General features: G+C 66.1%; 12 protein-coding genes. 11 read left to right on the top strand and 1 reads right to left on the bottom strand.

The genetic code is table 11. From position 1 onward, the window contains the following. Positions 1-7 precede the first annotated feature (7 nt). The 11 genes from GJ700_RS23590 (at position 8) to GJ700_RS23540 (ending at position 12,258) form a co-directional block, all read left to right on the top strand. Complete coding sequence (locus GJ700_RS23590; protein WP_154378809.1) at positions 8-1,195, top strand: CobW family GTP-binding protein; 1,188 nt, start codon at positions 8-10, stop codon at positions 1,193-1,195. Beyond that, positions 1,192-2,832 carry an ABC transporter ATP-binding protein gene (locus tag GJ700_RS23585; RefSeq protein ID WP_229507205.1) on the top strand — a complete coding sequence of 547 codons (1,641 nt, stop codon included), beginning with the start codon at positions 1,192-1,194 and terminating at the stop codon, positions 2,830-2,832. The genes GJ700_RS23590 and GJ700_RS23585 overlap by 4 nt, the downstream gene beginning before the upstream one ends. After that, a complete protein-coding gene (locus tag GJ700_RS23580) occupies positions 2,822-3,928 on the top strand; it encodes an ABC transporter permease (protein WP_229507204.1) in 1,107 nt (368 codons plus the stop codon). Before GJ700_RS23585 ends, GJ700_RS23580 begins: the two co-directional genes overlap by 11 nt. Further along, the gene (locus tag GJ700_RS23575; RefSeq protein WP_154378533.1) at positions 3,913-4,845 is read left to right on the top strand and encodes an ABC transporter permease; all 933 of its coding nucleotides are present in this window, start codon (positions 3,913-3,915) and stop codon (positions 4,843-4,845) included. Before GJ700_RS23580 ends, GJ700_RS23575 begins: the two co-directional genes overlap by 16 nt. Positions 4,846-4,914: 69 nt before the next feature. After that, positions 4,915-6,015, top strand: coding sequence for a BMP family ABC transporter substrate-binding protein (locus GJ700_RS23570; protein ID WP_154378531.1), 1,101 nt, complete (start codon positions 4,915-4,917; stop codon positions 6,013-6,015). Positions 6,016-6,025: 10 nt separating this feature from the next. Further along, positions 6,026-7,444: an amidohydrolase family protein gene (locus tag GJ700_RS23565; protein ID WP_154378529.1), complete on the top strand. Its 1,419-nt coding sequence runs from the start codon at positions 6,026-6,028 to the stop codon at positions 7,442-7,444. A 256-nt stretch (positions 7,445-7,700) separates the two neighbouring features. After that, positions 7,701-8,630 carry an amidohydrolase family protein gene (locus GJ700_RS23560; protein WP_154378527.1) on the top strand — a complete coding sequence of 310 codons (930 nt, stop codon included), beginning with the start codon at positions 7,701-7,703 and terminating at the stop codon, positions 8,628-8,630. A gap of 15 nt (positions 8,631-8,645) precedes the next feature. Continuing rightward, positions 8,646-9,560, top strand: a complete 915-nt coding sequence (locus tag GJ700_RS23555) for an amidohydrolase family protein (protein WP_154378525.1) — start codon at positions 8,646-8,648, stop codon at positions 9,558-9,560. 181 nt (positions 9,561-9,741) lie between these two features. After that, entirely contained in the window at positions 9,742-11,121 is a 1,380-nt protein-coding gene (locus GJ700_RS23550; RefSeq protein ID WP_154378523.1) for a UbiD family decarboxylase, read from the top strand. Positions 11,122-11,227: 106 nt separating this feature from the next. Beyond that, positions 11,228-11,779 carry a hypothetical protein gene (locus GJ700_RS23545; protein WP_154378521.1) on the top strand — a complete coding sequence of 184 codons (552 nt, stop codon included), beginning with the start codon at positions 11,228-11,230 and terminating at the stop codon, positions 11,777-11,779. Next, a complete protein-coding gene (locus GJ700_RS23540; RefSeq protein ID WP_195763991.1) occupies positions 11,776-12,258 on the top strand; it encodes a GNAT family N-acetyltransferase in 483 nt (160 codons plus the stop codon). The genes GJ700_RS23545 and GJ700_RS23540 overlap by 4 nt, the downstream gene beginning before the upstream one ends. Positions 12,259-12,265: 7 nt before the next feature. Here GJ700_RS23540 and GJ700_RS23535 read toward each other — a convergent pair whose 3' ends face one another. Beyond that, positions 12,266-13,240, bottom strand: a complete 975-nt coding sequence (locus GJ700_RS23535; RefSeq protein ID WP_154378519.1) for a thymidylate synthase — start codon at positions 13,238-13,240, stop codon at positions 12,266-12,268. Positions 13,241-13,277 lie beyond the last annotated feature (37 nt).

Here is a 13,277-nt window from a genome sequence, read left to right as displayed (position 1 = left end):
TGACATGATGCATGGCGCCGTTGGCGCAGCAAGCCCCTTTGCAGCAAAACCCTCGCAGATTCCCGTCACCATCCTGACGGGCTTTCTCGGCGCCGGCAAGACCACCTTGCTGAACCATATCCTGACGGCCCGGCATGGCATGCGTATCGCCGTCATCGAAAACGAATTCGGCGAAGTGGACGTGGATTCCGACCTGGTGGAAACGTCCAGCGAAGAAATCTTCCAGATGACCAACGGCTGCATCTGCTGCGTGGTCGACGTGCGCACGGACCTGGTGCGCATCCTGCAAACGCTGCTGGCACGTCCGGAAAAATTCGACGCCATCCTGGTGGAGACCAGCGGGCTGGCCGACCCCATGCCGGTGGCGGCCACGTTCTTCATGGACAACGACGTGGCGCGCCAGGTGCGGCTCGACGGCGTGGTGACGCTGGTCGACGCGCTGCACGTGGAAAGCCACCTGGACGACCCGCAACTGAAGGGAATGGACAACCAGGCGGTCGACCAGATCATCGCGGCCGACCGCATCGTCATCAACAAGACGGACCTGGTCGACATGGCCGATATCCGGCGCCTGCAGCAGCGCATGCGCGACATCAACCAGGGCGCGCAAATCCTCGTGTCGTGCCATGCCCAAGTGGACTTGGGACAGATCCTCGGCATCGGCGGCTTCGAATCGGGCGTCGCGCTGGCCGATGATCCGCTGTTCTTCGGCAGCCATGACCACGGCCACGAACTTGAGCACGAACATGACCATGCCTGCGACGAGCATTGCGCCCATGACCACGAACATGGGCGCGGCGCGCCGGCCAGCGTTTGCGAACAGACGGCCGCGCCGGGACACCAGCACGACCCGTCGGTGTCGTCGGTTTCGCTGACGTTTGCCGCGCCGTTCGACCGCTGGCACTTCGATATCTGGCTCAAGCAATTGCTCGATGCGCAGGGCGACGACCTGTTCCGGCTGAAAGGCATCGTCGCGTTCGCGGGCGAGAGCCGGCGCCACGTGCTGCAGGCCGTGCACCGCATTGTCGACCTGCGCCCGGCCGATGACTGGCGCGCGGACGAAGCGCGCATCGGCAAGCTGGTCTTCATCGGGCGCAACCTCGACGCCGACACGCTGAAAGCGGGGCTGGACTGGTGCCTGGCCGCGCCGGTGCACGCCGCGCACGAGCATCGTTTGCTGGAGGCCGCGACATGAGCAAGAACACGAGCACGAACACGAGCATGCGCGCAATCCACCACCACGCTGGTCCGCGCCTGGAGCTGCGCGGCATCAGCAAGGCCTATCCCACCGTGGTCGCCAACGACGATATCGACCTGGTGGTGATGCCGGGAGAAATCCACGCGGTGCTGGGGGAAAACGGCGCCGGCAAATCCACGCTGATGAAAATGATCTACGGCGTGACGCAGCCAACTGCGGGCACCATGCGCTGGGAAGGGACGGACGTGCGCGTCACCAGTCCCGCCCATGCGCGCAGCCTGGGCATCGGCATGGTATTCCAGCACTTCTCGCTGTTCGACACGCTGACCGTGGTGGAAAACGTGGCGTTGTCGCTGCCGGGCAAGCCGGACCTGGCCGACCTGGCGCGCCGCATCAGCGCCGTGTCGGAGCGCTATGGCTTACCGGTCGACCCGGCGCGGCTGGCCTACGGCCTGTCGGTCGGGGAACGGCAGCGCGTGGAAATCATCCGCTGCCTGCTGCAAAACCCGAAGCTGCTGATCATGGACGAACCGACGTCCGTGCTGACGCCGCAGGCGGTGCGCACGCTGTTTACCACGTTGCGCCAGCTGGCGGACGAAGGTTGCAGCATCCTGTACATCTCGCACAAACTCGATGAAATCAGGGAACTGTGCCACCGCGCCACCGTGCTGCGTGCCGGTAAAGTCAGCGGCGGCTGTATTCCGTGCGATGAAACGCCGGCATCGATGGCGCACCTGATGATCGGCAAGGAATTGCCGGCCTGCCAGCGCGGCGGGGGGCAATCGGACGGCGAGGTGCGGCTGCAGGTGACGCGCCTGTCGCGCCAATCGGCTGATCCGTTCGGCGTGGCCTTGCGCGACGTGTCGCTGGAAGTGCGGGCCGGTGAAATCGTCGGCATTGCCGGCGTGTCCGGCAACGGGCAGCAGGAATTGCTGGCGGCGCTGTCCGGTGAAACCACCTGCGCCGACGCGCGCACGGTGCGCATTTGCGGCGTGGCGGCGGGCCGCATGGGTCCCGCCGCCCGGCGCCGCCACGGGCTCGGCTTCGTGCCGGAAGAGCGGCTGGGACGGGGCGCCGTGCCGCGCATGTCGCTGGCCTGGAATGGCTTGTTGACGGCGCACGCGGGCGGCTTGCTGCGGCGCGGCATGGTGCGCCTGGGGGCGATGCGCGAGCTGGCGCAGCGCTGCATCGCGGCCTACCACGTCAAGTGCGGCGGGCCGGACGCGCCGGCCAACTCGCTGTCCGGCGGCAACCTGCAAAAGTTCATTGTCGGTCGCGAAATCATGCAGCAGCCGAAATTGCTGGTGCTGGCGCAGCCGACGTGGGGTGTCGACGTGGGCGCGGCCGCGTTCATCCGGCAGTCGCTGCTGGACTTGCGCAGCGCGGGGACGGCCATCCTCGTGGTCTCGGAAGAACTGGACGAATTGTTCGAGATCAGCGACCGGATCGCCGTGATTGCCGGCGGCAGGCTGTCGCCGGCCGAACCGGCGCAGGACACCAGCGTCGAGCAGGTGGGCCTGCGCATGAGCGGCATGTGGGCCAGCGAAGAGGCGCCGGCGCTGCCGACCGCGCATGAAGATTGCCACGCGCATGGCCACGCGCATTGTCCTGATGAGGTGCACCATGCTGCATGACTGGTCCGTCCAACTGGAAGCGCGTCCCGCCGCGTCGGCCCGCATGCGCTGGCTGTCGCCGCTGGCGGCCGTGTCCCTGACACTGGCGTGCAGCCTGCTGTTGTTCGCCGCGCTGGGCAAGGACCCGGTGGCTGGATTCACGGTGTTCTTTATCAACCCGTTGAAAGACGGTTACGCGCTGTCCGAGCTGTTGCTGAAGGCGGCGCCGCTGATGCTGATTGCGACCGGGCTGGCGATCGGCTACCGCGCCAACATCTGGAATATCGGCGCCGAAGGTCAGTTTATCGCCGGCGCGATCGCCGCCACCGGCGCCGCGCTGGCGGCCGGGGAGCAGCCGGGACCTTGCATGTGGGTGGTGATGATGGTGGCCGGCGCGCTGGGCGGCATGGCGTGGGGCGCGCTGCCCGCGCTGTTGCGCACGCGCTGCAATGCCAATGAAATCCTCGTCACCCTGATGATGGTGTATATCGCGCAACTGGTGGCGTCGTGGCTGGTGCACGGCCCGTGGAAAAACCCGGAAGGGTTCAATTTCCCGCAAACGCGCTTGTTTGCCGACGGCGAACTGTTGCCGATCCTGGTCGACGGCACACGGCTCAATGCCGCGCTGCCGGTGGCGCTGACGGTGCTGGCGGCGGGCTACGTGTTCATGGAGCGCAGCTTTTACGGCTTCCAGATGCGGGTGGCGGGCGAGGCGGAAGCGGCGGCGCGCTATGCTGGCTTTTCCGCCCATGGCGCGGTCTGGGCCGGCATGCTGGCCGGCGGCGGCATGGCGGGCATTGCCGGCATGGCGGAAGTGGCGGGACCGATGGGCCAGCTGACGGAATCGATTTCCAGCGGCTACGGCTTTGCCGCCATCATCGTGGCCTTCGTCGGCCGCCTGCATCCGCTGGGCATCGCGCTGGCCAGCCTGCTGATGGCGCTGCTGTTCCTGGGCGGTGAACAGGCGCAGCAATTCATCAACCTGCCGGCGTCGATCTCCAAGGTGTTCCAGGGGATGCTGCTGTTCTTCCTGCTGGGCGCGGACCTGTTCATTGCCTACCGCCTGCGCATCGTGCGCGGCGCCACCCCCGGAGGCCGGATATGGAAAACATGCTGATCACATCGATACTGGCCGCGACCATCGTGTCGGGCACGCCGCTGATCCTGGCGGCCATGGGCGAGCTGGTGACAGAAAAGGCCGGCGTGCTGAACCTGGGGGCCGAAGGCATGATGTCGATCGGCGCCGTCACGGCGTTTGCCGTCGTGTATTCGGGCGGCAGCCCGGCGCTGGGCGTGGTGGCGGCCATGCTGGCGGCCTGCGCGATGGCGCTGGCGTTCGGTTTCCTCACGCTGACGATGCTGGCCAACCAGGTGGCGTCCGGCCTGGCACTGGCGCTGTTCGGCGTGGGCCTGGCCGCGTTCATCGGCAAGCCGTTCGAAGCGGCGCCGCTGCCGCACATCGCGCCGCTGGCGATTCCGCTGTTGGACCGGATTCCCGTGATCGGCCCGGCGCTGTTCCGCCAGCAATCGATGGTGTACGTGTCGTGGCTGGTGGTGGCTTGTGTGCTGTGGTTCCTTTACCGCAGCCGCTGGGGCCTGGTGCTGCGCGCTGTCGGCGAATCGCCGTCGTCGGCCCACGCGGTCGGCTACCGCGTGATCGCGCTGCGCTATGCCGCCGTGGCTTTTGGCGGCGCCATGGCCGGCATGGGCGGCGCGTTCATGTCCGTGTTTTACACGCCGCTGTGGGCCGAAGGCATGGTGGCGGGGCGCGGCTGGATCGCGCTGGCGCTGGTGGTGTTCGCCACGTGGCGGCCGATGCGGGTAGTGGCCGGCGCTTACCTGTTCGGCGGCGTCATGGTGGCCCAGCTGTTTGCCCAGGGCGCGGGCCTGAAACTGGACGTGCCGTCGCAACTGATGTCGGCGCTGCCCTATGCCGCCACCATCGCGGTGCTGGTGATTATTTCGCGCAACGCCAGTGCGATCCGGCTGCATTCACCCGCATCGCTGGGCCAGCCGTTCCGCGCCGACGCCTGACGGCCACGCGCTGTTCCGTACCGCTTGTTTCACCGCTGTTGTCATACCACACCTATAAGGAGACGCAACATGTCGTTTGAAGCCCGCAGTCCGCTCTACCAACGCAATGTCATACGGCTGTCCGCCGCAGTGGCGCTTGCCGCCCCGGCCGCGCAGGCCGGCGCAGCCGAACCGCTGAAGACGTGCTTTTTGTATTCCAACCCGATCGGCGAAAGCGGCTGGACCTACCAGCACGAACAGGCGCGCCGCGCGCTGGCTTCCGCCATGGGAGACCGCATCGTCACGCGCTACGTGGAAAACGTGGCCGAGGGCCCGGATGCGGAACGCGTGATCCGCAACTTCGTGCAGGAAGGCTGCAAGCTGATCTTCACGCCGTCGTTCGGCTTCATGGAACCGACCATCAAGGTGGCGCGGCAGGCGCCCAAGGTCATCTTCATGAACGGTACCGGATATAAAACCGCGCCCAACGTGGGCGCCTACAACGCCCGCTATTACGAGGGACGCTACCTGGAAGGCGTGCTGGCCGGGCACCTGAGCCGCAAGGGGCTGGCCGGCTACGTCAGCGCCTTCCCGATTCCCGAAGTGCTGCAGGGCGTGAACGCGTTCACCCTGGGCATGCGCAGCGTGAATCCCAACGCGCAGGTAAAGCTGATCTGGGTCAACGCGTGGTACGACCCGGGCAAGGAACGCGACGCGGCCAATACGCTGGCGACGCTGGGCGTGGACGTGCTGACGTACGACACGTCGTCGGTGGCGGTGGTGACGGCCGGCGAGGAAAAGGGCATCCCCACGTTCGGCTATTACTCGGACATGTCGCGCTTCGGCCCGAAAACCAACCAGACGTCCGTGGTGCAGACGTGGACCGGCTATTACACGCAAGTGGTGGAAGACGTGCTGGCCAACCGCTGGAAGCCGGGCCATACGGTGGGGGGATTGCGCGAAGGGATGATCAGGATGGCGCCGCTGAACGCCAGCGTGCCGCAGGACGTGCGCGACAAGTTTGCCGCCGCGGAAAAGGATATCGCGGAAGGGCGGCTGCATCCGTTCGCCGGTCCCATCGTCGACCAGGCGGGCAAGCAGCGCGTGGCGGCCGGGCAGGTGCTGGCCGGCGCGGACCTGGACCGCATGAATTACCTGGTCAGCGGCATCGATGGCGCGCCGCCCAAATGAAAGGCTGCCCATGAACAAACAATTTCTCATCAAGGATGCGCACGCCGTGCTGACCGGGGCGGCGGGTGATGCCGCGCGCAGCCCGGCCACCGATATCCGCATTGCCGATGGCGTCATCACGCAAATGGGATGCGGGCTGTTGCCGCAGCCCGGCGAGCGGGTGCTCGATGCGCGCGACTGCGTGGTTTATCCAGGCTGGGTCAATACCCATCACCACTTGTTCCAGTCGCTGCTCAAGGGCGTGCCGGCCGGGATCAACCTGACGTTGAGCCCGTGGCTGCAGGCGGTGCCGTTCATTTACCGCAAGGCCTTCGACGAGCGGCGGCTGCGGCTGGCGGCGCGTATCGGACTGGTGGAATTGATGCTGTCCGGCTGCACCACGGTGGCCGACCACCATTACATCTATTACCCGAACATGGGGTATGACGCGTCGGCCGCGTTGTTCGACGAAGCGGACAAGCTGGGTGTGCGCTTCATGCTGCAGCGGGGCGGCGGCACCGTCACGCGCAAGCTGGAAGCGGACCAGTCTACCTACGTGGAACCGGAAACCCTGGACGGCATGATGGGCGACGTGGAACGGCTGGCCGCACGCTACCACGGGCGCGGCGCCCGCCCCATGACGCGGGTGGCGCTGGCGCCGACCACGGCTACCGTGTCCGTGCCGCGCGGCGAATTGCGGCAGATCGCCGGCGCGGCGCGCCGCCTTGGCATCCCGCTGCATACGCACATGTCGGAGACGGTCAGCTTCATGGAGCACTGCCGCGCGGAATTCGGCTGCCTGCCGATCGAATACCTGGCCGAACACGACTGGCTGGGCAAGGATGTGTCGCTGGCGCACCTGACGCACCTGACGGATGGCGAACTGGCGTTGCTGGCGCGGACCGGCACCGGCATGGCGCACTGCCCGCAAAGCAATGCCCGGCTGGCCGATGGCGTGGCGCGCGCGCCGGACTTGCACCGGCTGGGTGGCGCCGTGTCGCTGGGCGTCGACGGGGCGGCGTCCAACGAGGCGGCCGACATGCTGTCGGAAGTGCATTTCTGCTGGCTGATGCACCGCGCCCACGCGGGCGCCGCCACGCGGCCCCGGCCCGACGGCGCGGGCGAGGCGGGGGCCGACAGCGTATCGGTGGAACAGGTGGTCAACTGGGCCAGCGATGGCGGCGCGCGCGTGCTGGGATTCGACGGCGTGGGCGTATTGGCGGTGGGGCAGGCGGCCGACCTGGCGGTATACGACCTCGACTCGCCCCGTTATTTCGGCTTGCACGACATGGCGATCGGGCCGGTGGTCGCGGCGGGCAGGCCGCGCCTGAAATGGCTGCTGGCGGCGGGACGGGTGGTGGTCGAGGACGATGCGATTCCCGGTGTCGACATGGCCGCGCTGCGCGCCGAGGCGGCGGCCGACGTGCTGCGGCTGGCAAGGGAAGTGTAAGGGAGGTGCAATCCTAAAAAAATGTGTTGACAGTAGTATGAGATAAACAGTATAAATAGTTTTAATCAAGTGGGTAGAAGCGTTCAGTTCCCGGGTTGCGCAGTCAGGCGCCGGGAGCAGGAGATTGCCCGCTGGCGGAAGCACCGCCAGTGGCCATTCGCGAACGCTCAGGTAAGTGGCCCTGGCAGTGCTCCGGCAAGCGTAGCGCACAGCAATGTGCGTCTTCCCAACCTGTAGCATTGTGAGGAGCATTCCCATGATCATCGACACCAGCTGCTATCCGACCAACCTGGTCGACCTGGCCTGGCGCCACGATGGCGAACCATTCACCGGCGAACGCCTGATCCAGATGATGGACGGCCCGTACATGGTGAACGGCAAACCCCGCCGCATCGACAAGGCCTTCATCCAGCCGCCGCAAGGCAATACCATCTACACGTGGACCGACGGCGAAAAGACCGGCCGCGAATCCATCGACGCCTACATGGCGTACACGCTGGAACTGGTCCAGCGCTATCCCGACCGCCTGATCGGCTGTTTCGTCTACAACCCCCGCTGCGGCGTGCAGAACGGCGTGGAAGCCATCGAACGCTATGTCAAGGAGCATGGTTTCAAGATGGTGCAGTTCCAGGCCAACATGCACGCTTACCGTCCGGACCGTGCGCTGGACTGGCTGCGCCCCGCGCTGCAAAAGTGCGCGGAACTGGGCGTGCTGGTCAAGCTGCACACTGGCGACGGCCCGTACAGCATCCCCACCGAGTGGGTGCCGATGATCAAGGAATTCCCGACCGTGAACTTCATCATGGCGCACTTCGGCGTGCAGACGGGCGGCGTGTATTGCTTCGAACCGTTCCAGCTGGCGATGGACTTGCCGAACGTGTATTGCGAATCCGGCTGGTGCCTGCAATCGCGCATCGTGGAATTCGCCAAGGTCTTGCCCAAGCGCAAGATCCTGTACGGCTCCGATACGCCGCCGAATGAACCGGGAATGTGGCTGCGCCTGCTGGAAGTGCTGTGCTTCGAGCCGCCGCAGGGCCTGAACCTGGACGAAGACACGCTGGAAGAGTACCTCGGCAACAACGTGGCGCGCATGGTGGGCCTGGAAACCAGCCCGCCGCCCCGCAGCGTCGACGAAGCGCAAGCCTACCTGCGCGCCCACCGCACCAACAACCATGACACCCGCTAACCGGAGTACCGCACTATGATCATCGATACCCACCTGCACCCCACCAACCTGGTCGACGAAGCCTGGCGCCACACGGGCGAACCGTTCACCGGCGAGCGCCTGCTGAAAATGATGGACGGCCCCTACATGATCAACGGCAAACCGCGCCGTGTCGACATGGGTTTCATCCAGCCGCCGCCCGGCAATACCGGCTACCGCGATGGTAACCGCCGCGGCCGTGACGGCATCCGCGATTACATGGCGTACATCGCGGACCTGTGCCAGAAGTACCCGGACCGTTTCATCGGCAATTTCACGTTCAATCCCCGCTGGGGCCCGGAAGAGGGCGCGCTGGAACTGGAATTCCACGTCAAGGAATACGGCTTCAAGATGCTCAAGCTGCACGCCAACATGCACGGCTACCGCCCGGACCGCGCGCTGGACTGGCTGCGCCCCGCCATGAAGATGTGCGCCAAGTACAACATCGTCGTGCTGATCCACACGGGCGACGGCCCGTACACGATTCCGACCATGTTCTATCCGATCATCCGGGAATTCCCGATGGTGAACTTCATCATCGGTCACTTCGGCATCCAGACCGGCGGCAATTATTCGTTCGAAGCGTTCTGGATGGCGATGGATACGCCGAACGTCGTGTGCGAATCGGGCTGGTGCTTCCAGTCGCGCATCGTGGAATTCGCCAAGCAGCTGCCGCGCAACAAGATCGTGTTCGGCACGGATTCGCCGCCGAACGAGCCGGGCATGTGGCTGCGGGAACTGGAAGTGCTGTGTTCCGCGCCGCCGCACGGCATGGGCCTCGATGAGGACGGGCTGGAAGACTACATGGGCAACAACATCGCCCGCCTGGTCGGCATCGAAACCACGCCGCCGCCGCGCACGCAGGACGAAGCGCTGGCGCGCCTGAAGGATACCTATGCGGGACTGAGATAGTCATACTGCCGGTAGGGCGGGCTGTAGGGCGGTAAGCCGCAGGCTTGCCGCCATTGCATGCGGACCAGTGCTGCTGGCGCCAGCGGCGGCGCATGCATGGCGGCTTCCGCGAAGCGGAAACCGCCCTACGTGTGTGGCACGTGGATTGCAGTGGCGGCAGCCACCAATCAAGGAGAACAAGATGACGAATTACCATGCGGCCGCCGGCCAGGATTTTCACCGCTTCCTGGACTGGTACCGCGAACTGTACGCCGATGACGTGCTGGCGGTGAAGGAGGAACTCGGCGCCGACCAGGATGCCACGGCGCTGGTGTGGCAACTGGCGGCGCAGGGCCGCCATCCGCTGCTGTGGTGCGACAACGTGCGCGGACTGGGCGCGCGGCTGGCGACCAACGTGTTTGCCTGCCGCACCCGCGTGGGGCGCATGCTGGGCGTGCCGCCGGAAGGCATCCATGCGGAATACCAGGCGCGCAGCCGGCGCCTGCTGGAACCGCGCATCGTCGGCAACGGCCCGGTCCTGGACAGCGTACAGACGGAGGGCATCGATTTGCGCACGTTGCCGATGCTCCGGCACTTCGCCACCGACCGCGGCCCGTACATCACCAACGCGATCTTCATCGCGGAACACCCGGATACGGGGGCCGGCAACATGAGTTACCACCGTTCGATGCTGCATTCGCCAACGGAAATCGCCACCAGCCTGCATTCGCGGGGACACTTGTGGCGCCTGCTGCAACTGGCGAAGGAGCGGGGCAGGCCGCTGCCGGTGGCGATGGTGATCGGCGCGCATCCGCTGTTCATGCTGGCCGGCGCGGCCAGGGTGCCGTTCGGTGTCGACGAGCGCCACGTGGCGGGCGGCTTGCTGGGCGCGCCGCTGGACGTGGTGCGCACGCCGGTGCACGGGCTGGCGGTGCCGGCCCACGCGGAAATCGTGCTGGAAGGCGTGATCGACCCGGACGCGCAAGTGGAAGAAGGGCCGTTCGGCGAATTTTCCGGCTATTCGTCCGACCGCTCCACCAATAACCTGTTCCGCGTGCAGGCCGTGCTGCGCCGGCGCGACGCCATCCTGGTCGATGTCGTGGGCGGCAATTCCGCCGAACACTTGAACCTGGGGCGCATTCCCCGCGAATCGGAAATGGTGGAAAAACTGCGGGAACGCTTTCCGAGCGTGACGGCCGTGCACTACCCCAGTTCCGGCACGCACTTCCATGCCTACGTGGCGGTGAAGCAGATGCGGCCCGGCGAAGCGCGCCAGGTGATGCTGGGATTGCTGGGCTGGGACCCGTACCTGAAAACCGTGGTGGCGGTGGACGACGACGTCGACGTCACGCGCGACGAGCAGGTGTTGTGGGCCATGGCCACGCACATGCAGCCGCACCGCGACGTGGTGGTGGTCGACGGCTTGCCGGGCAGCGCGCTCGATCCGTCCGCGTCCGGCATCGGCACCACGTCGCGCATGGGCATCGACGCGACCCGGGGGGCGGACTTCGATGGCGTCCGCGCGCTGGTCGGCGCCGACGCGATGGCCAGGGCGGCGGCCATGCTGGCGCGCCACCTGTAACCGTGGGTAAATTTGCAACAGTGTGGGGCCCGATCTGGTAGCATGCGGGGTTTTCCGGGCGGCGTATCCCGCCGCCTGGCGCGACCCGATACCAACAGGAGCTTCCATGCATTTCATCACTTCGCTGGCCGGTGCGGCCGTTATTTCCCTGGCGGCCTTTGCCTCCGCGACCGCCGGCGCCACGGCACCGGCGGCGCCGGCTCCGGCCGCCGCGCCCGATGCGGCCGCCGTCAAGGCTGCACAGGAGTTATTGGCCGCCATGCAGGCGGAAAAACTGGTGCGCTCGGTGGCCGGCGCCAGCCGCTTCCCGAACGAGCAGGCCCGCGTGGCCGCCATGGCCAAGGTGGACAAGCTGACGCAGACGCCCGCCAATGTCTACCAGCGCCTGTCCGCACCCATCGCGAAATTGCTGTCGGCGGACACCGTGACGGAAATGACGCGTTTCTACCAGTCGTCGTATGGCCAGAAAGTGCTCAAGGAAAAGTACAACAGCCATGCGCGCCTGGGCGGCGAGACGGCGCCGGAAGCCACCAAGGAAGAGAAGGCGGCGCTGAAGAAGCCCGCCTACCTGAAGGCGAGCAAGGAGTTCGACGCGGCCGAGCCGGCCATCCGCCATGAAGTGTTCGTGCTGGTGAAGAGCGCGCTGGCGTCGGCATGACGGTCCTGCCCACCACGGAAGCGCACTGGCCGCAACTGAAGGCGACGCGGCTGGCCGCGTTGCTGGATGCGCCCACGGCGTTTGGTGTCACGCATGCGCAGTCGTCGGCCAACACGGACGACGACTGGCGCGCCCACGCGGCGGGCCGCAAGGGCATCGCATTTTTCCTCGCATGGGACGGCGAAGACGCGGTGGGCATCGCGGGTGGTGTGACCGGCGGCGATGGCCGGTACCAGCTGATCGCCATGTGGGTGCGGCAAGACCATCGGGGTTCCGGCGTCGCGGCGCAACTGGTCGATGCCGTCAAAGCCCACGCTGTCGCTGCGGGGCATACGCGCGTGGCGCTCGATGTGTCGCCGGACAATGCGCCGGCGGCGCGGTTTTACCAGAAGCAGGGTTTTGTGTTCCTGCCACAGTGGGAGCCGCTGGCCAGCCACCCGCACATCCAGGTGCAGGCGATGGCGTGGATGGCGAACTGACTGACGGTCAGACCGCCATCGGCGCCGTGATCGGCGCGTGGTGCTGGTAGCCTTCCAGCGAAAAGTCGGACGGCTCCACTTTTTCCAGCCACTCCGGCTGGTATTTCCCCGTCTTGGCAAAATCCGGCACGCGGTCGGAGATCACCAATGTCGGCGCCGGGAACGGTTCGCGTTTGAGCTGTTCCCGCACCATGTCCAGGTGGTTTTCATAGATGTGGGCATCGCCGATGAAGTAGCTGAACCAGCGCGGCGTGTAGCCCGTCAGGCGGCCCACCAGCGCCAGCAGCGCGGCGCCCTCGGCCAGGTTGAATGGCGTACCGAGGCCGATGTCATTGCTGCGCACGTACAGGCACAGGGAAATCTCTTTGGTGGTGGCGTTCGGGATGAACTGGTAGAGCAAGTGGCAGGCCGGCAGCGCCACCTGGTCCAGCACGGCCGGGTTCCAGCCATGGAACAGGATGCGGCGGCTGCCCGGGTTGTTGACGATGGTGTCCAGGCATTCGCGCAACTGGTCGATGGCCTTGTACATCAGGACTTTATCCACGCCGTCTTCCGTCAGCGGCGCCACGATACGGAAGCCGTTCTTTTGCGCGTCGGCGATTTGCGCCTCGGCGGCGGCGTCGAGCAGCTTGTAGCCAGGCCACTGGCGCCATTGTACGCCATAGACCGGGCCCAGGTCATCGGTGCCGGTGCGGTGCGGATTGTCCAGCCACTGCTGGTTTTCATTGGCGTTCTGGTCCCATACCTTGCAGCCCAGTGCGCGGAAGTCCGCTGCACTGCGCGACGCGCGCAGGAACGCGCACAGTTCGCCGACCACGGATTTGAATGCCAGCTTCTTGGTCGTCACTGCCGGAAAACCATCCTTTTGCAGGTCGAACCGCATCATGGCGCCTGGCACACTGAGGGTGCGGATGCCGGTGCGGTTGTCTTGCCAGCTGCCGGTGTCGAGGACGGTGCGGATCAGGTCCAGGTATTGCTGCATTCAAATCTCCAACGGGTGCGAAATGTTCCAGTAAGCC

The organism is Pseudoduganella rivuli (assembly GCF_009674485.1).
Classification (GTDB): Bacteria; Pseudomonadota; Gammaproteobacteria; order Burkholderiales; family Burkholderiaceae_D; genus Rugamonas; species Rugamonas rivuli_B.
The sequence above is the reverse complement of the archived record's forward strand: the minus strand, read 5'-3'. Positions and strand labels throughout refer to the sequence as shown.